The organism is Pantoea coffeiphila (assembly GCF_016909495.1).
Classification (GTDB): Bacteria; Pseudomonadota; Gammaproteobacteria; order Enterobacterales; family Enterobacteriaceae; genus Erwinia; species Erwinia coffeiphila.
In genome coordinates, this window is sequence record NZ_JAFBFW010000004.1 from 406,113 (window position 1) to 425,168 (window position 19,056).

The window sequence follows — 19,056 nt, forward strand, 5'->3', positions numbered from 1 at the left end:
TCAGGGGGCTTTTTTTATGGCTGGCTGCCGGTCAGCGCATCGCGCAGCGTCAATGACTCGGCAGGCGAATCCATTAAATCCAGCTGCTGTTCCAGATGATGCAGATGGTCGCGCATTATCGAACGGGCAACATCGTTCTGCCCCACCCTCAGCGCGTCCAGCACGGCGCAGTGTTCATCACATTGAGAAGCCGGCGTGTCATTGCGCTGATAAAGCGCGACGATCAGTGAACTGCGCACCATCAGATTGGCCAGTATTTCACTCAGCACCTGGTTATCGCTGATTTTTGCCAGCAGCAGGTGAAAAGCGCTCAGTTCACGAATGATATTGCGGCGGTCGCCACTGGCCAGCGCTTGCTGCTCCGCCTGCTGATGCGCCTCAATCTCCTCACTGAAACGCGCCAGCTTCTCCGCGTTGATTCCAGCGAGCACCGCATCCTCAACCGCTCGCCGGGCAATAAACACTTCACGCGCTTCTCTGGCGCAGGGCTGTGACACCTTTGCACCACGATTCGGCGAGATAGTGACGATATGCTGCAGCGCCAGCCGCTGTAACGCTGCCTGTACGTGGTTACGGTTGGCAGAAAGCACCTCGACGATCTGGGCCTCAATCAACCGTGTACCGGGCCTGAGGCGGTGCTGCGCTATAGCAATCGATAGTGCGTCAACGATGCGTTGAACTTCCTGCTGCCTGCCGCTAGCCAAACTGCTCATGCCATAACCTCAAATCTGAAATATCATCCATTGCCGTAGCAAAATACGCGCTGGGTCTAAACCACCCAGTGCGGCAGGCGAAGCGTCAGCTCCAGGCCACCTTCTCGGGCGTTAATCGCTTTCACTTCGCCCTGATGAGCCAGCACAACCTTGCGGACGATAGACAGGCCAAGACCATATCCCTTACCGGAAAGCGGCGAACTGACGCGCACGAAGGGATCGAAAATACTGGAAAGTTTATCGGCCTCAACGCCTGGTCCCTGATCGCGAACGATAATCGTCAGCCAGGTTCCTTCCTGCCGCAGCGTTATGGTCACCTGCTGTCCCTGAGTGGAGAAGCGCAACGCATTGCGCACCACGTTTTCAATGGCGGAGCGGATCAGGTTCGCATCCCCTTTTACCGTGTAATCCTGCTGCGAGTCCGCAGTAAGCAGGATTTCCACGCCGGGGACCTGCGCTTCATAACGCGCATCGTTGGTCACCGCTTCCAGCAGCCCGAGCAGGTCAAAGTACTGTTCATCGGGAATTTTTTGCTGCTCGGCGCGGGAGAGAGACAGCAGCTCGCCGATCATTTTATCCAGCCGACGGGCCTCTTCATCAATGCGGTCCAGCGAGCTTTCAACCGAGGCGGGAGTCTGCCGCGCCAGTCCGGTCGCCAGCTGTAGCCTCGCCAGCGGCGATCGCAGCTCGTGGGAAACATCATGCAGCAGCTCTTCACGGGCGCTGACCAGCACCGACAGGCGCTCAACCATCGCATCAAAGTCGCTGGCCACCGCCGACAGCTCATCATGACGGCGGCGCATTTTAGGAAACAGCCGCACCGACAAATCGCCGGTCGAAACCCTCGCGAACCCTTCACGCAGCTGCCGCATCGGGCGCGTCAGATTCCAGGCCAGGAACAGGCTGAACAGCAGGCCGCAGAAGCAGCCGACGATAAACAGCGGTTCGGGCATATTGAGAATGCTGCGCGGATGACGGTTCATCTGGCTGTCACGGCGCAGACCGGCCACGTCGTAGCGCAGCTGATAGTAGTTGCCGTCAGCACCGGTCACCCATTCCACCACCTGCTGCGGAAACTCGCGGGAGGCCATTTCACGGCTGAGTTCATCCTCAGGCGCACCCGGCGGCAGAGAATCAACCTGCTGGACCGAGAAAAAGCGCCGATCGCTATCGGGCCAGTCGATCATCATATCCCGCAGCGCTTCCGGCCCGCCGTTTTGCAGCACCGATACCGCCGAGGTCATTTGCAGATTAACGATGCGCCGGGCGGCCAGATTTTCCGGCGGCTCGCGGTGATTGCCGTACAGGCTGAAGCCCAGCCACATCAGCTGGGTAATCGCAATGTAGGTCAGCCAGAAGCCCAGCAGGATCTTCCAGAACAGGAAGCCGCGAAACCGGGAGGTCATCGGATGCGGTAGCCGATGCTGCGAACCGTTTCGATATTAATCGTATCGTTAGTCAGTGCAGCCAGCTTCTGGCGAATGTTGCTGATATGAACGTCCACGCTGCGGTCATAGGCTTCACGCGGGCGGCCCAGACCTTTCTCAGACAGCTCATCTTTTGACACCACGCGATCGGGCGCACGCAGCAGCAAATCAAGCAGATTGAATTCAGAGGCGGTGAGATCGAACGGTTTGCTCTGCCATTCGCTGATACGCGTTGCCGGGTTCAGCGTCAGCTCACCCCAGCTAATCACATCTTTGTTTTCCACGGCCGCAGGCTGCTCCTCGACCCGGCGCAGCACCGCACGCAGGCGCGCCACCAGCTCGCGCGGATAGCAGGGTTTCGGCATATAGTCATCGGCGCCCATTTCCAGGCCGATAACGCGATCGATATTATCCCCTTTCGCCGTCAGCATGATCACCGGCAGGCGGCTGTTCTGCCGCACCTGGCGCAGCACGTCAATCCCGCTCATATCCGGCAGCATAATATCGAGGATCATCGCACTGTATTCGCCGGACAGCGCGCCGGTTACGCCCGCTTTACCGGTCAGCACCAGCGAGGCATCAAAACCTTCGGCAATAAGATACTGGCTGAGCATGGTGCCCAGCTCAAGGTCGTCATCAACGAGTAAAATTTTCATTGGGGATCCCTTAGTGATACAGCCGCTATTTTCGCCTGTCAGAAAATAATCCGCAGCCGGTTTTACCTAATCCTTACAGTATGGCAAATCCGGCAGCGAACGTACGGCGGGTTTTGAACCCCAGGATGGCAAAAGATTCCACGCGATGACAAAAAAACGCAGCGGGATCAGTACACGCCGGTGGAGAGATAACGGTCGCCGCGATCGCAGATGATTGCCACCACCACGCTACCGGGGTTGGCCTGAGCAATACGCAGCGCACCGGCGACCGCACCGCCGGAACTGACGCCGCAGAACACGCCTTCACGCTGCGCCAGCTGGCGCATGGTTTCTTCCGCTTCCTGCTGCGACATATCCATCACTTCATCCACCAGCTCCGGGCGGAAAATACCGGGCAGATAGGCTTCCGGCCAGCGGCGGATACCGGGAATACTGCTGCCTTCGGAAGGCTGCAGGCCAATAATTTGCACCGTTTCGCTCTGCTCTTTCAGGAAACGACTGACGCCGGTAATGGTCCCAGTGGTGCCCATGCTGGAGACGAAATGCGTGACCCGGCCAGCGGTCTGCTGCCAGATTTCCGGGCCGGTGGTGCGGTAGTGGCCCAGCGGGTTATCGGCGTTATTGAACTGATCGAGCACCTTGCCCTCGCCGCGTGCCGCCATGTCACTGGCCAGATCGCGTGCGCCTTCCATACCCTGCTCGCGGCTGACCAGAATCAGCTCTGCGCCATAGGCGCGCATCGCCGCCTGCCGCTCGATGCTCATGTTATCGGGCATCAGCAGCTTGAGAACGTAACCTTTCATCGCTGCAATCATCGCCAGCGCAATGCCGGTATTGCCGCTGGTCGCTTCGATCAATACGTCACCGGGCTGGATTTCACCGCGCAGTTCGGCCTGCTGGATCATCGACAGCGCTGCCCTATCCTTCACCGATCCGGCGGGGTTATTCCCTTCCAGTTTCAGCCAGATTTCGCTGCCGTTATCCGGGCCAAGGCGCTGAAGTTTGATCAGCGGAGTATTACCAATGGTATGTTCGAGAGTGGTCAAAGTCCGGTTCCAGGCATGAAATGACAGGGGCCGGAAAAATCCAGCCCCTGTTGCTAAAAAGAGTCAGCTTAGAAAAATATCAGGCGCTTTGCGCAAAGGCAACGGGTCGCAGCGGCGTATCACCATTATACAGGCGCGCCTGCTGCAGTCCGACGAACAGACGCTCGCCACGGATCGGCGTTGACTGCTCGCCTTCCAGCACCACGGTGACCGGTTCGCTGCTCCAGCCGGCGGGCTGAACCACCAGCTGCCAGTAGTGGCCGCGCGGGCTGACTTCCAGAATCTGCACCGGCAGCGGGGTTTGCAGGCTGCTCTGGCGGCTGACGTCGATTTCCCACGGGCGCAGGAACAGTTCGACTTTCCCCTGGTGCGCCGACGCATAGCCCAGCGGCCACTGATGCGCGCCAACGTGGAACTGCGAACCGTGGATTTCGCCGTCAAAGCGATTCACTTCACCAAGGAATTCCAGCACAAAGCGGGTGGCCGGATCGCGCCACACTTCGTCCGGGGTGCCGACCTGTTCGATATTGCCCTGGCTCATCACCACCACGCGATCGGCAACTTCCATCGCCTCTTCCTGGTCGTGGGTCACAAACACGCTGGTGAACTTCAGCTCTTCATGCAGCTGACGCAGCCAGCGGCGCAGTTCTTTACGCACCTGGGCATCCAGCGCACCGAACGGCTCATCCAGCAGCAGAATTTGCGGCTCTACCGCCAGCGCGCGTGCCAGCGCCACGCGCTGTTTCTGACCGCCGGAAAGCTGGGCCGGGAAACGTCCTGCCAGATGGGAAAGCTGCACCATCTCCAGCAGGCGGGTCACTTTTTGCTTAATTTCTGCCGCTGACGGACGTTCGCGGCGCGGCAGCACGGTCAGGCCGAAGGCGATGTTGTCGAACACCGTCATATGGCGGAACAGCGCATAGTGCTGGAACACGAAGCCTACCTGACGATCGCGCGCGTGTACGCGGCTGACGTCTTTACCGTGGAAGCTCAGGCGACCGCTGTTCTGATTCTCCAGCCCGGCGATAATACGCAGCAGGGTGGTTTTTCCCGAGCCTGAAGGCCCTAACAGCGCAACCATCTGCCCGGAAGGGATATCCAGGGAAATATCGTTCAGGACTTTCGTCTTACCGAAGGATTTATTGATGTTACCAATTTCAATGCTCATTATTCCCCTCCTGTTGCAGGCGGTGCTGCTGGCTTTCTAAGCGCCACTGCAGCGCACCTTTCAGAAACAGTGTGACTATCGCCATCAGGGTCAGCAATCCGGCGGCGGTAAACGCCCCCACGGTGTTGTAATCCTGATGCAGTAATTCAACTTGTAGCGGCAGCGTGTAGGTTTCGCCGCGCACAGAGCCCGAGACGACCGACACGGCACCAAATTCACCGATCGCGCGGGCGTTGGTCAGCACCACGCCGTACAGCAGCGCCCAGCGGATATTTGGCAGCGTCACGCGCCAGAACATTTTCCAGCCGGACGCGCCCAGCAGCACTGCTGCTTCATCTTCATGGCTGCCCTGGCTCAGCATCACCGGCACCAGCTCGCGAACCACGAACGGACAGGTAACAAAGATGGTCACCATCGCCATCCCCTGCCAGGAGAACATCAGCTGAATGCTGTGCGCATCCAGCCAGCCGCCTACCGGGCCATTTACGCCCCAGAACAGCAGATACATCAGACCGGCAACCACCGGCGAAACGGCAAACGGAATATCAAACAGCGTCAGCAGCAGCTGGCGGCCGGGGAAGTTAAAACGCGTGACCAGCCAGGCCAGCAGCGTACCGAACACCAGGTTCACCGGCACGACGATCAGCGCAATCAGCACCGTCAGCCAGATTGAGTGCAGCATGTCGCCATCCTGCAGGTTGCTGAACGTAGCCATCAGCCCGCTGGACAGCGCTTCGGTAAAGATGGCAATCAGCGGCACCACCAGCAGCAGCAGGGAGATCAGCATACCCAGCCCAATCAGAATCCACTTGCCCCACTGAAAACGTGCGCGGCCCACGCCTTTAAATTCGCTTACATCCGCCATTAGTGGCCTCCCAGACGACGGCCAAAGCGGCTTTGTAAGGTGTTAATTGCAAACAGCAGCAGCAGCGACGCGGCAAGGATCACCGAGGCAATGGCGCTGGCCGCCGGATAATCAAATTCCTGTAGGCGCACGAAAATCATCAGCGAGGTGACTTCGGTTTTCCACGCGATGTTACCGGCGATAAAAATCACCGCGCCAAACTCGCCGAGGCTGCGGGTAAACGACAGCGCGGTGCCTGCCAGCAGGGCCGGAGCGACTTCCGGCAGCACCACGCGGCGGAAGCTCTGCCACGGAGTGGCGCCCAGCGTTTCGGCCGCTTCCTCGTATTCCGGGCCTAACTCCTCCAGCACCGGCTGCACCGTACGCACCACAAACGGGATGCTGGTAAAGGCCATCGCCACCGCGATGCCCAGCCAGGTGTAGGAGACTTTAATACCAAACTGCCCGAGCCACTCACCATACCAGCCGTTCACCGAGAACAGACCGGCCAGCGTCAGGCCCGCTACCGCCGTCGGCAGCGCAAACGGTAAATCCATCAAACCGTCGAGAATGGCACGTCCCGGAAAACGGTAGCGCGTCAGAATCCATGCCATCAGCATGCCGAAGACGGCATTAAAAATCGACGCCACACCGGCAGCAAGCAGCGTTACTTCATAAGCCGCCACCACCTGCGGGTTGGTGATCACTTCCCAATACTGTGCCAGCGTCATCTGCGACAGCTGCATCAGCAGCGCGCTGATCGGCAACAGCAGAATTAAACAGGTGAAAAACAGGCTGCTGCCGAGGCTGATGCCAAAGCCGGGCAGCACGCGCTTACTGGTTGCAAACATCCGGTTACCGTCCTGCCGCTAACAGCTTGTCCAGTTCGCCGCCGTTGGCAAAGTGGACTTTCATCACCTCTTCCCAGCTGCCGAACGCATCGGACACGCGGAACAGATCGGTCTGCGGGAAGCGGTCTTTATGCTCGGCCATCAGCTGCGGATTATTCACCCGGTAGTAGAACTGGGTAATGATCTGCTGCGCCGCTGGCGTGTAGAGGTAGTTCAGATAGGCTTTTGCCGCATCGGTGGTTTTGTTGCTTTCGGTATTTTTATCGATCCACGCCACCGGGAATTCAGCCAGAATATTGGTCTTCGGCACGATCACTTCGTAACCGTCTTTTTCGTACTGATTGCGGATGGTATTCACTTCTGATTCAAAGCTGATCAGTACGTCGCCCAGACCGCGATCGACGAAGCTGGTGGTCGCGCCACGGCCGCCGGTATCAAAGACCTCAACGTTTTTGAGGAACTGCGTCATAAACTTTTCGGTTTTGGCTTTATCTTTGCCATCGGCGCGGTCAGCCGCACCCCATGCCGCCAGATAGGTGTAGCGCGCATTGCCCGAGGTTTTCGGGTTAGGGAAAATCAGCTTAACGTCGTCACGGACCAGATCGTTCCAGTCGTGGATATTTTTAGGGTTTCCCTTACGCACCAGGAACGCCATGGTGGAGTAAAACGGTGAGCTGCTGTTCGGCAGGCGCTGCTGCCAGTCGGCCGGGATCAGCTTGCCTTTATCGTGCAGCACCTGCACGTCGGTCACCTGGTTGTAGGTGACCACATCGGCTTTCAGGCCTTGCAGAATAGCCAGCGCCTGGCGGGAAGAACCGGCATGGGACTGCTTGATGGTCAGCTTGTCGCCCGGATGCTGTTCATCCCACTGTTTTTCAAACGGTGTATTCAGGGCGGTAAACAACTCGCGAGAGACATCATAAGAACTGTTTAACAGCTCCGTGGCCTGTGCGGCACCGGCAAGCAGTAACGAGAAAGCGGTCGCGCTGACTAATTTTTTCACCGTCGGTAACGTCATGTAGCACCCTGAAGAGAGATGGAAAGGCTTACGCCTGAAGTGCCTTCAGTTTATTTATAACCCGGGTAAAAGCTGTAACGGTTTTATATACCGTTTGGTGATTTGCAAGCAGAAAACGCTATAAGGGTGTGGAATTGATTATGCGGTGGGTGGGAATACTATGCTGAAAAATGAGACTGGCGAGCACTGCGGCGAGTTGCATAAGCCCCTGCTCTAAAACGCCGGGACAGGAATCTCCCCGGCATCTGATAAAACGCTGTAGCCGATGCTTGCGCGGCGGCTGCAAACAACATGACAACCGTCTTTATCCGGCGCGGCGTAAAGCAACGGTGCCGGAGGCAATACGAGTTACAGCGCGGCCAGCTGCGACAGTGAAGGCGCGTAGAAGTAGCTGCCGGTCAAGGGTTTAGTGAAGCGCAGCATCGCATCATACTTGCCGTCCGCTTCGCCGAACATGCTCAGCAGCTGCTGCTCAATGTTATACAGCGTTGCGCAGTAGGCCAGGAAGAACAGGCCGTGAACGCCGCTGGCGGTGCCGTAAGGCAGGCTCTGGCGCAAAATTTTCAGCCCTTTGCCCTCTTCTTTCAGATCCACGCGCGCCACGTGTGAGGTCGCAGGCCGGGCATCGCCCTCCAGCTCTTCATTACTCTCTTTGGTGCGGCCAATAATCTGTTCCTGTTTTTCCACCGCCAGGCGGTTAAACATTTTCAGATTGTGCTGCCAGCGCTGGCTGAGGACGAAGCTGCCGCCTGCGTTCTCGCCGCTGGCAATAATCGCCACCGCTTCACGCTGCTCGCCCTGCGGGTTTTCCGTGCCGTCAACGAAGCCGCTGAGGTCCCGCTCTTCCACCCAGCGGAAGCCGTGAGTTTCCTCTTCAATACGGATCGCATCGCCAAAGGCGGCCAGCGCGGCCTGCGCCAGGCTGAAATTCACATCGTGGCGCAGCGACTGGATATGAATCAGCATGTCGCGCTGGGTGGCGGGCGCAATGCCCTTACCCAACGGCTGAAAATCCTTCAGCTCAGCGGTGCTGTTGGTCGGGTTGAGGTCGTTCCACAGGCCGCTGCCGAAGGCAATGACCGCGCCAAGACCGGCGTCGGGGTAACGCTGTTGCAGCAGTGACAGCTGCTGAAGGAAAAGATGGCTGCCGCTGCGGATCGCGGCAATATCGCCCTGGCACATGGCTTCAAGATAGATAGCAAAACGGCGGTGTTCTAACAAAATCCCGCTCTGGAAATCTGACATGCTGTGAACTCCTGGCTTTCAGGTTATATCTGGTCGGTTTTTACGCCAGTATGATACCTGAAGCCAGCGACAGGAGCCTGCTTAAGCGCAAGATAATTGTGGTTTTAGTCGGCGTTCTGGCTGTGCCAGATAATTTTGCTGACCGTCCAGTTTTTCAGCGTGTCATCCGACGGCATCAGACCTTCCGGCCCGCGCCAGTCGCCGCTGAACACATAGCTGATATGCTGGCTGTTTGGCGCACGGCATTCCACGCCATCGCGGTCCGCGCCGGTGCCCTTTTTACAGGACTCAAAGGCTTTGCTGTACAGGTCGCTGAAGCGGGTGCCAATTTTCACACCGCTGTCGGTTGCCACATCTTTATCCATGACCTCAACGCGATTAACGGTGGTGCGGCCGCTCAGCTCCATCTCTACCTGCTTGCTGTCATCCAGCGCCTGCCAGAAAGACACCACGCTGCCATCGACCATGCGCATACCGTTTCTCAGCGTATATTGCCCCTTCAGGCCGTCTTCAATGGCTTTCTGCTGCAGCGGCGTGCTGCCGTTAACACCACCCACGCCCTGCTCGGCGATCTGAAGAGAGGAACCAAACCAGTTCACGGGATTCAGCCCTGACCATGACCAGGAAACGGGGTTCCACCAGGTGGACTGGCTGGCGCTGCCCGTTTGACTGCCGGAGCCGGCACAGCCAGCCAGTAACACAGTGGCGATCAGTAGCGCCGGGCGAAAATTATTCATTACAACTCCTGGTATCAGTAGCAAAACGTCCGAACTGCTTTGAGTCGCGGATCGCCAAAAAGTTTAACCCGCAGGGCGGATGACGCTACTGATTTTGCTCTGGATCAAAACAGTCGGCCAGCCGACGCTGGCGCCACAGGGCAAGCAGGCCCAGCAGATCGAGCAGGGAGACAAACAGCACCAGCGGCGAGGTTTGCTCATCCTGCTGCCACAGCGACACGCCCTGCATTACAAGCATCACTGCCAGCGTCGCCATCAGTACCCAGCGCCATGCCTGCCAGAGGCGCGGCAGCCGCTGGCGGTAGCCGGTCAGCAGCAGGCCCACCGCCGCCGGGCCACCCAGCGCAAGGCCAAGCCAAAAGGTGTGGGTATCAGGGTAGAACAGCTCCAGCAGCGCGGCTCCCTGCTGGCGCGACGCTCCGGCCATCACGAACAGCACCCATGTGCGCGCCTGTAATAATAGAATCGCCCAGAAGCTCAGCGGCAGGCGCAGCTGGCCGCGAGCATCGTAGTCATCGGGAGTGTATTTGAGCATAGTCTTTACGGTAGCCGCCGGGCACAACGTGCCCGGCGAAAAATGAGGTGAGATCGGAACCCAGCATCGTCAGTGAGACGGGGTAAATCAGTACTCGCGATCTTCAATAAGACGTTTCCCCAGCAGCACGCTGTCGACAGTTTCGTAGTCCAGTTTTTCGTAGAAGCCCTGCACCGCGTCATTCTCTTCCCGCACCATTACGTGGATCTTCGGGCAGCCGCGCGCAATCAGCTTCTTCTCAAGTCGGTTAATCAGCGCGTTGGCAAAGCCACGGCCCTGATAGTCAGGATGCACGCCAAGATAGTACGCCGAACCGCGATGACCGTCGTAGCCACCCATGATGGAGCCAACGATTTCACCGCCGACCACCGCCACCAGGAACAGATCCGGGTCATGGTTCTGTTTACGTTCGATGTCCATTTCGGGATCGTTCCAGGGACGTAACAAATCGCAACGCTCCCAGAGGGTAATCACTTCTTCAAAATCTTCCTGCCGAAATACGCGGATTTCCATGGGAATAGACCTAAGGTTAAGCATAATCTGCTGATTATCACGCATTCTTCTGCTGGTGCAAGCCTGACGATTGCGTACGGAGAAAAAAAGAATAAAAACGTCATTAGCATGCTGAAATAAAAAGTAAAAAGATGAAATAGCTCCTTTCTCGCCGCCCGGGCATTGTTACGATATAACAATAAGCACTTTTTGCTTCAGGGTTTTCTTATGAAAAAGATTTTTCAGCTCCGGCCGCTCAGCTCGCGTCGGCAGTTTATTCTTTCCAGCCTGGCACTGATGCTGACGGCGCGCAAATCTGCACTGGCTAAGGAGGAAGATGTCACTCTCAGGGTGACTTCTCGCCAGCAACAGGCGTCGGTTTCGTCTCATCCTCCGCGTCCTGCGACGGGCAAAAAAATCGTGATGATCGATCCGGGTCACGGCGGCATCGATTCCGGCGCGGTGGGGCAGGAAGGGTCGGAAGAGAAACATATCGTTCTGGAGATCGCGAACCATATCCGTCATCTGCTCAGCGAGCATCCGCATATTGATGTCCGCCTGACGCGTGAAACCGACCACTTTATCCCCCTCGGTGAACGGGTAGAGATTGCCCACCAGCACGGCGCGGATCTGTTTATGTCGGTTCACGCCGACGGTTTTACCAGTCCCGCCGCCAATGGCGCTTCGGTGTTTGCCCTCTCCAATCGCGGTGCCAGCAGCACCATGGCCAAATATCTGTCGGAAAAAGAGAACGCCGCAGATAACGTCGGCGGCGTAGAGGTGGCAGCGAAAGATCGTTATTTGCAGCAGGTGCTGTTCGATCTGGTGCAGACCGATACCATAAAAAACAGCCTGACGCTGGGCAAGCACGTGCTCAATCAGATCCGTCCGATGCACCACCTGCACAGCCAGCACACCGAGCAGGCCGCGTTCGCAGTACTCAAATCGCCGTCCATTCCTTCGGTACTGGTTGAAACCTCGTTTATCACCAACCCGCAGGAGGAAAAGCTGCTGGGGACCACCGCGTTCCGTCAGAAGATAGCCGGTGCGATCGCCGATGGAATTGTCAGCTTTTTTAATGAGTATGATGCGGGCAGACGGATGGGCTGAGGTATACTCCGTCGGTCTTTTCGTTAAGAAGGTTAACTCATGAACGTACCTGATATCGCCGTGGTCAAACGGTTCCTGCTGGAACTGCAGGATAACATTTGCCAGCAGCTGTCCCTGGCGGACGGCAGCGCCAGCTTCACCGAAGACAGCTGGGATCGCCCCGGCGGCGGCGGCGGGCGCAGTCGCGTTCTGCGCAACGGCAGCGTTTTTGAGCAGGCCGGGGTTAACTTCTCACACGTTCACGGCGATGCGATGCCCGCTTCGGCTACCGCCCATCGCCCTGAGCTGGCGGGGCGCAGTTTCGAAGCGCTGGGCGTATCGCTGGTGATCCACCCGGAAAATCCGTACGTGCCAACCAGCCACGCCAACGTGCGCTTTTTTATTGCGGAAAAACCGGGCGCGGACCCGGTCTGGTGGTTTGGCGGCGGCTTCGATCTGACCCCGTTCTACGGCTTTGAAGAGGATGCAGTGCACTGGCATCAGATCGCCTTCGATTTGTGCCAGCCGTTCGGTGAAGACGTCTATCCCCGCTACAAGAAGTGGTGCGACGATTACTTCTATCTGAAGCACCGCGACGAGCAGCGCGGCATCGGCGGTCTGTTCTTTGACGATCTGAACACACCGGACTTCGACCTCGGCTTCCGCTTTATGCAGGCCGTGGGCAATGGCTTCCTGGACGCCTACCTGCCGATTGTTGCACGCCGTAAAGCGCTGCCGTGGGGCGAGCGCGAACGGCAGTTCCAGCTTTATCGCCGTGGCCGCTATGTGGAATTTAATCTGGTGTGGGATCGCGGAACGCTGTTCGGCCTGCAAACCGGCGGGCGTACGGAATCCATTCTGATGTCGATGCCACCGCTGGTGCGCTGGGAATATGACTATCAGCCCGCCGATGACAGCCCGGAGGCCGCACTGTATCGTGACTTCCTGCCGGTGAAAGACTGGCTTTAAACACTGCGTGAGTCTCTGTATCTATCGCGTCCGCCATGACGAAGTTTAATTTTGCGGGCGCGATCTTCTTCTGACCATAAATCTGGCACTTCCCGTCAAATATAGCGATTTCATTCTGCAATAGCCTGAACGTCGGTTAATTACACAACATAAATTTAACCAACAAATAACGTTTGATTATCCTGGCCCGGGATAAATCGCGGTAAACGTATTGGCGTGTCAGCAAGGAAGTGCAAAATGAAAGAAGAGCCAATAAAGTTGACCGGCAACCTCAGCGTTGCCGGTGTCGTGATGATTACCGCATCAAGCGTAACCCCCGCCAGTTCCATTTTTGTCATCGCGCCTCTGGCGATTACCAGCGCAGGCAGCGGAGCCCTGATCTCTTTCGCCATCGCGGCCGGTATCGCCCTCTGTCTGGGGCTGTGTTATGCCGAACTGGGTGCTGCTCACCCCAGCGCCGGTGGGGAATACATCATCATCAAACGGCTGTTCGGCAACCTTTCCGCCATTCAAATGTATTTGTTTATTACTGTTGGTACGCTGTTTATTCCCGCCGTGCTGGCGGTGGGGGCCATTCCCTATCTCAACACCGCACTGGGCGCGCATTTCTCCCCCTCTGAGGCTGGAGTGCTGACTGTTTTGGTGGGCGGAGCCTGCGGGCTGTTAAACATCCGCTCAAGCGCGTTGTTAACCGGTTTTTTTCTGGTGGTGGAAATTGCCGTCCTGTTGATTATTGCCTGGCTGGGGCTGACCCATCCCAACCAGCCTGCCACCATTTTCACCGCGCCAAGAATGCTAAACGGACAGGGCCTGTTGTCCCCGGTTCCGCTGGCGGCGATTATCGCCATGACCGGTACCGCGCTGTTTTCCTACAACGGCTATGGTTCCGCCGTTGCGATGGCTGAAGATATGCCGGTGAAAGGCAAACCGATGGCGAAAGCTATTATGCTGACGCTATTAGTGGTGGTGATCGTGGAGATCGTGCCCTTTTCTGCCCTGCTGATTGGTGCTCCGTCGTTAAAGGAGATGGCGGCTTCAGCCGATCCGGTGAGCTACATTCTTCGCGTACTGGGTGGTCCGGTATTGGCGCGCGTTGTCAGCGCTGCGATCTACCTGTCGGTCTTTAACGCCATTATCGCCACTGCCATGCAGTCCAGCCGGGTCATTTTCTCCAGCGGCAGGGATAACTTCTGGTTTACACGCTTAAACCAGGCACTGTGCCTGATCGGCAAACGCAACGGATCGCCGTGGTTTGCTACGCTGCTTTTTACAGTGATTTCCGCCATGTTGGCATTCAGTTCTGACCTTGAAGGGCTGACCTCGTTTACCGTTATTCTGCTGCTGTTGGTGTATGTCGCTATTGCAGCGGCAGCGCTGATCAGTCGCCGCCGTCAGTTTCCGCATCCTTACCTTATGCCACTCTGGCCGTTACAGCCGCTTCTGGCACTGCTGTTCTGCCTGTGGGTACTGTGGACACTACTGCTGGCCACCAGCCTGAAAGACTATCTGATTGTTCTCTTCGTTATTGCGCTTGGCGTAGCGTTGTGGATACGCCATCGCCAGTCCTGTACCACTGAAACCATCCAGGGAGAGTAACCATGTCATTACGTACACAGGATTTAGGGATTCGTATTGGGTCAGGAACCCCAGGTCCGCACAACGCAATTACCGATGTCGCCGGGGTTCGGGTCGGCCACAGCAGCCTGCATCAGGATCTCAGTGATAGTCGCCGGGTGCGTACCGGGGTGACAGTGATTGAACCACGCGGCGGACTGGCGAGAAATCAGCCCTGTTTTGCCGGAATCAGCGTGCTCAACGGCAACGGCGATGCCAACGGGCTGGAGTGGATTAGAGAAGCCGGCCTGCTGACGACGCCAATAGCGCTGACTAACACCCACAGTGTTGGGATCGTACGCGACGCGTTAATTTCGCTGGAGCGCGAGTCACTGGCAGTGGGCGACAACTCGGTATACTGGACCATGCCGGTGGTGATGGAAACCTTCGACGGCCTGCTCAATGATATCAACGGCATGCATGTCAAGGCCGAACACGTTGCGCAGGCGCTGCGTGTCGCCAGCAGTATCAGGCCACAGGAAGGCTCCGTAGGCGGTGGCAGCGGCATGATCTGCCACGAGTTTAAAGGTGGGATCGGTACCGCTTCACGCCGATTGAGCAGTGACGAAGGCGGCTGGACCGTCGGCGCGCTGGTGCAGGCAAACCATGGCCGTCGCGATGAATTACGCATTGCAGGTTATCCCGTTGGCCGCCTGCTGGCTGATATTCCATCACCGTTTCATTCACCACTGGCGTACCCCGGCATGGGGTCTATTGTGGTGGTACTGGCGACCGATGCGCCACTTCTCCCCCACCAATGTACGCGGCTCGCTGCGCGTGCCGGGACAGGCATCGCGCGCTGCGGTGGCGGTACTGAAGACTCCAGCGGGGATATTTTCCTGGCATTTTCAACCGGGAATCTCGGGCTACCGATGGCGGATTATCAGCATAAAGGCGCACTGACTACACCGGTAACGATGGTAAACAACGATCATATTTCTCCGCTTTTTGCGGCAGCGGCAGATGCGGTTGAAGAGTCGATTATCAATGCGCTACTGGCGGCGAAAACCATGAGCGGCAACGGCGGGAACCGTGCTGAAGGGCTGAGCGCTGAACGACTGATGAAGGCGCTGCACCAGTTGGGTTGGGTAGCACAATAACCGGGCAGCGAGAAAAGAAGGTAATCATACTTCTGAGGCTGGCAGAGTCAGCAAACTGGTTCGTCGTATTAAAACGGGCTTCCGGAACGAGATCCGGAAGCCTGAGAGGGACTTACAGCGGTGCCGTCTGGGCTTCCACCACCGCCAGTGCCACCATGTTCACAATGCGCCGCACCGAAGAGATCGGCGTCAGCACGTGTACCGGTTTAGCGATGCCCATCAGTACCGGCCCCACCGTCACGCCGTCCGAACAGGAAACGCGCAGCAGGTTGTAGCTGATCCGCGCCGCTTCGACGTTAGGCATAATCAGGATGTTTGCCGCGCCTTTCAGCGGGCTGTCCGGCATCAGATCGTGGCGGATACTCTCCACCAGCGCCGCATCGCCGTGCATTTCACCATCGATCTCCAGATCCGGCGCGCGCGCCTTCACCAGTTCAAGCGTTTCACGCATTTTGCAGGCCGCTGGCGCGTTGGAGGTGCCAAAGCTTGAGTGGGACAGCAGCGCCACCTTCGGCTCAATCCCGAAGCGGCGCACGGTTTCAGCCGCCATCAGCGTCAGCTCGGCAAGCTGCTCCGGCGTCGGGTCTTCATTGACGTAGGTGTCGGCAATAAAGGTATTTCCGCTCGGCAGCTCCAGCGCGTTCATCGCCCCGGCAACCTTGACGTCTCCACGGAAGCCAAACAGTTTTTCCACCACCGCATAGTGCTCTTTATAGTCGCCGATGGTGCCGCAGATCAGCGCATCCGCTTCACCACGATGTACCATAATGGCACCGATTAACGTCGGATTGCCGATAACGGCACGCTGTGCCTGCTGTGGAGAAACGCCGCGGCGCTTCATAATCTGGTAATACTCGTTCCAGTATTCTTTAAAGCGGGGATCGGACTCATTGTTGACCACTTCGAAATCTTTACCCAGCTCGATTTTCAGCCCCAGCTTTTGCAGACGCATTTCAATCACGCTCGGGCGACCAATCAGAATCGGTTTCGCCAGCCCCAGAGTGACCAGCTCTTGAGTCGCGTGCAGTACCCGCGCCTCTTCGCCTTCGGCCAGAACCACGCGTTTCGGATCTTTCCGCGCCTGCGAGAACACCGGCTTCATAAACAGATTGGTTTTATAAACAAACTCGGTGAGTTTTTCGCGGTAGGCGTCGAAGTCGGCGATCGGCCTGCGCGCCACGCCGGAATCCATCGCCGCTTTAGCCACCGCCGGTGCGATCTGTACAATCAGCCGCGGATCGAACGGTTTCGGGATCAGATATTCAGGACCAAAAGACAGTTCCTGATCGCCATAGGCCGAGGCCACGACTTCGCTTTGCTCCGCCAGCGCCAGATCGGCAATGGCGTGAACCGCCGCCAGCTTCATCTCTTCATTAATTGCCGTGGCACCGACATCCAGCGCGCCTCGGAAGATAAACGGGAAGCATAGAACGTTGTTCACCTGGTTAGGATAATCCGAACGGCCGGTGCAGATAATCGCGTCCGGGCGCACTTCCTTCGCCAGCGGCGGCAGGATTTCCGGCTCCGGGTTAGCCAGCGCGAGGATCAGCGGATCGCGCGCCATTTTTTTCACCATTTCCGGCGTCATCACTTTCGGGCCGGAGCAGCCGAGGAAAATGTCGGCATCGGCGATCACGTCGTCCAGCGTACGCTTGCCGCTATCCACCACCGCATAGGCCGCTTTGGTTTCGGCCATATTGGCCTCGCGGCCCTGGTAGATCACGCCTTTTGAGTCGCAGACCACAATATTGTGTTTCTGCATACCCAGCGCCACCAGCAGATTCATACAGGCGATTGCCGATGCGCCAGCGCCGGAAACCACCAGCCGCACGTCTGAAATGGTCTTTTTCACCACCCGCAGGCCGTTCAGCACCGCAGCGGTACAGATAATAGCGGTACCGTGCTGATCGTCATGGAACACCGGAATTTTCATCCGCTCGCGCAGCTTCTGCTCGATGTAGAAACACTCCGGCGCTTTAATATCTTCCAGATTGATCCCGCCAAAGGTCGGCTCCAGCGCCGCGACGACGTCAATGAGTTTATCCGGGTCCAGCTCATCGACTTCGATATCAAAAACATCAATACCGGCGAACTTTTTAAACAACACGCCCTTCCCTTCCATCACCGGCTTACTGGCCAGCGCGCCAATATTGCCCAGCCCCAGCACCGCTGTACCGTTGGAAATGACCGCGACCAGGTTCGCGCGGGCGGTGTACTTATCCGCCGCCTGCGGGTCCTCGGCGATTTCCAGGCACGGAGCCGCCACGCCGGGCGAATAGGCCAGAGCCAGGTCGCGCTGCGTTGCCAGCGGTTTAGTGGGGGAAACCTGAATTTTGCCCGGAACGGGGAACTGATGAAAATCGAGCGCACTCTGTTTTAACTGGTCGTCCATTAACGCGTTCCTTTTTCTGTAGGTACAAACGTCCCAGTATAGAAGTGGCAATGCAGGGAAAAACTTGAGGCAGCCCACATCGTTGACACGGAGCAAGCGGAAAAACAGGCAGTTCGTGCGTTAAAGGAGAGGTATGACAGCGGACCGTCTGGTTCAGTCCGCCGGGGCAGCAGGTTATTTGGTCATATTCAGTAAGGTACGGATATTCTGCGCCGTGGTGGCGATAATATCGATGGCACCGGTTCGCAGCGCGCCGAGGATCGCCATGGCTTTGGTATTTTCCGAGGCAATCGCAATCACGCAGGGGATCTTGCGCAGCTCGTCGATGCTCAGGCCAATCACCCGATCGTTCATCACCGTATCGACATGCTGACCCTGCGCGTTGAAAAAGTCGTACCCGGCCACATCGCCGATCACTCCCTGATTCAGGCTGGCGTCGATAATCTCATGAGGCGTAAACCAGCCAAGCTTCACCATATAGCTGTTTTCGTTCATATCGCCGATGCCCACCAGCGCCACATCCGCCTTGCGGGCGCGGTCCAGCGTCTCTTTGATGGTGCCGTTTTGCATAAAGGCGTCTTTAAGCGCGCGGTTTTCCACATAGGCCGGGGCGTACAGCGTTTCGCTAATGCCGCCGAATTTTTTCGCCAGACGACGGCTGATATGGTCGGCGTTTATCGCATCACCGGGGCGATGGGTCCCACCAATACCGCTGATGAAGTGGCAGTTGCGGGTCGGTACGCTGCCGGGATGATCGGCAACGGCGGCGACGTTGCGCCCCTGCCCTACCGCCACCACCGCGTTGTCTTTTAAGGTTTGCGAAAGGTGCATGGCGACCAGCGCGGCAACCTGCCGCCGCTGCTCTTCGTCATCGTGATGATCGAGTGCGATCAGCGCGCGCTGCAGCGAAAAACGCTCCAGCAGCTGCTGCTCCAGCCGGGTGCTGAATACCGGATGGTAGCGCACGTTGATCTCCACAATGCCTTCTTCTTTTGCACGCTTTAACAGACGCCCGACCTTGATGCGGGAGATACCAAACTTTCGCGCAATCTCTTCCTGGGTAATCTCGTCCTGATAATAAGCGACGGCAATTTCCGTCAGCAGTTCGGTATCCTGAGATAGCGTGTTTTTTTCCATCCGGGCAGTCGTCTCTCTGTCTG

General features: G+C 57.5%; 18 protein-coding genes. 4 read left to right on the top strand and 14 right to left on the bottom strand.

Annotation, left to right across the window (positions count from 1 at the left end):
• Window positions 1–14: 14 nt before the first annotated feature.
• The 12 genes from JOE09_RS15375 to JOE09_RS15430 form a co-directional block, all read right to left on the bottom strand.
• Window positions 15–713 carry a GntR family transcriptional regulator gene (locus tag JOE09_RS15375; protein ID WP_205066381.1) on the bottom strand — a complete coding sequence of 233 codons (699 nt, stop codon included), beginning with the start codon at window positions 711–713 and terminating at the stop codon, window positions 15–17.
• Window positions 714–769: 56 nt separating this feature from the next.
• A complete protein-coding gene (locus JOE09_RS15380; RefSeq protein ID WP_205066382.1) occupies window positions 770–2,119 on the bottom strand; it encodes an ATP-binding protein in 1,350 nt (449 codons plus the stop codon).
• Window positions 2,116–2,796, bottom strand: a complete 681-nt coding sequence (locus JOE09_RS15385) for a response regulator transcription factor (RefSeq protein ID WP_205066383.1) — start codon at window positions 2,794–2,796, stop codon at window positions 2,116–2,118. The genes JOE09_RS15380 and JOE09_RS15385 overlap by 4 nt, the downstream gene beginning before the upstream one ends.
• A gap of 167 nt (window positions 2,797–2,963) precedes the next feature.
• Complete coding sequence (gene cysM, locus JOE09_RS15390; protein ID WP_205066384.1) at window positions 2,964–3,842, bottom strand: cysteine synthase CysM; 879 nt, start codon at window positions 3,840–3,842, stop codon at window positions 2,964–2,966.
• A 79-nt stretch (window positions 3,843–3,921) separates the two neighbouring features.
• Complete coding sequence (gene cysA / locus JOE09_RS15395) at window positions 3,922–5,010, bottom strand: sulfate/thiosulfate ABC transporter ATP-binding protein CysA (protein WP_123337669.1); 1,089 nt, start codon at window positions 5,008–5,010, stop codon at window positions 3,922–3,924.
• Window positions 5,000–5,875, bottom strand: a complete 876-nt coding sequence (cysW, locus tag JOE09_RS15400; RefSeq protein ID WP_105593300.1) for a sulfate/thiosulfate ABC transporter permease CysW — start codon at window positions 5,873–5,875, stop codon at window positions 5,000–5,002. The genes cysA and cysW overlap by 11 nt, the downstream gene beginning before the upstream one ends.
• Window positions 5,875–6,705 carry a sulfate/thiosulfate ABC transporter permease CysT gene (gene cysT / locus JOE09_RS15405; protein WP_205066385.1) on the bottom strand — a complete coding sequence of 277 codons (831 nt, stop codon included), beginning with the start codon at window positions 6,703–6,705 and terminating at the stop codon, window positions 5,875–5,877. Before cysT ends, cysW begins: the two co-directional genes overlap by 1 nt.
• 4 nt (window positions 6,706–6,709) lie before the next feature.
• Window positions 6,710–7,723: a sulfate ABC transporter substrate-binding protein gene (locus JOE09_RS15410; protein ID WP_205066386.1), complete on the bottom strand. Its 1,014-nt coding sequence runs from the start codon at window positions 7,721–7,723 to the stop codon at window positions 6,710–6,712.
• A 348-nt stretch (window positions 7,724–8,071) separates the two neighbouring features.
• Window positions 8,072–8,968, bottom strand: coding sequence for a Dyp-type peroxidase (locus tag JOE09_RS15415; RefSeq protein WP_205066387.1), 897 nt, complete (start codon window positions 8,966–8,968; stop codon window positions 8,072–8,074).
• A 104-nt stretch (window positions 8,969–9,072) separates the two neighbouring features.
• The gene (locus tag JOE09_RS15420) at window positions 9,073–9,705 is read right to left on the bottom strand and encodes an RpoE-regulated lipoprotein (RefSeq protein WP_205066388.1); all 633 of its coding nucleotides are present in this window, start codon (window positions 9,703–9,705) and stop codon (window positions 9,073–9,075) included.
• A gap of 85 nt (window positions 9,706–9,790) precedes the next feature.
• On the bottom strand, window positions 9,791–10,240 hold the full coding sequence (locus JOE09_RS15425) for a DUF2919 domain-containing protein (protein WP_105593295.1): 450 nt from the start codon (window positions 10,238–10,240) through the stop codon (window positions 9,791–9,793).
• An 87-nt stretch (window positions 10,241–10,327) separates the two neighbouring features.
• Window positions 10,328–10,753, bottom strand: a complete 426-nt coding sequence (locus tag JOE09_RS15430) for a GNAT family acetyltransferase (RefSeq protein WP_105593360.1) — start codon at window positions 10,751–10,753, stop codon at window positions 10,328–10,330.
• Window positions 10,754–10,960: 207 nt separating this feature from the next.
• Between JOE09_RS15430 and amiA the strand changes: the two genes are divergently transcribed.
• From amiA to JOE09_RS15450, 4 genes are all read left to right on the top strand, one after another.
• Window positions 10,961–11,842 (top strand): N-acetylmuramoyl-L-alanine amidase AmiA, encoded by an 882-nt coding sequence (amiA, locus tag JOE09_RS15435; RefSeq protein WP_205066389.1) that lies wholly within the window; start codon window positions 10,961–10,963, stop codon window positions 11,840–11,842.
• Window positions 11,843–11,881: 39 nt separating this feature from the next.
• Window positions 11,882–12,790: an oxygen-dependent coproporphyrinogen oxidase gene (gene hemF / locus JOE09_RS15440; RefSeq protein ID WP_205066390.1), complete on the top strand. Its 909-nt coding sequence runs from the start codon at window positions 11,882–11,884 to the stop codon at window positions 12,788–12,790.
• Window positions 12,791–13,027: 237 nt separating this feature from the next.
• On the top strand, window positions 13,028–14,386 hold the full coding sequence (locus JOE09_RS15445; RefSeq protein ID WP_205066391.1) for an APC family permease: 1,359 nt from the start codon (window positions 13,028–13,030) through the stop codon (window positions 14,384–14,386).
• A 2-nt stretch (window positions 14,387–14,388) separates the two neighbouring features.
• Complete coding sequence (locus JOE09_RS15450; RefSeq protein ID WP_205066392.1) at window positions 14,389–15,504, top strand: DmpA family aminopeptidase; 1,116 nt, start codon at window positions 14,389–14,391, stop codon at window positions 15,502–15,504.
• A gap of 112 nt (window positions 15,505–15,616) precedes the next feature.
• On the opposite strand, the gene maeB is transcribed toward JOE09_RS15450, so the two are convergent.
• Together maeB and JOE09_RS15460 are read right to left on the bottom strand one after the other, a co-directional pair.
• Complete coding sequence (maeB, locus tag JOE09_RS15455; RefSeq protein WP_105593290.1) at window positions 15,617–17,896, bottom strand: NADP-dependent oxaloacetate-decarboxylating malate dehydrogenase; 2,280 nt, start codon at window positions 17,894–17,896, stop codon at window positions 15,617–15,619.
• A 174-nt stretch (window positions 17,897–18,070) separates the two neighbouring features.
• Complete coding sequence (locus JOE09_RS15460) at window positions 18,071–19,033, bottom strand: sugar-binding transcriptional regulator (protein ID WP_105593289.1); 963 nt, start codon at window positions 19,031–19,033, stop codon at window positions 18,071–18,073.
• Window positions 19,034–19,056 lie beyond the last annotated feature (23 nt).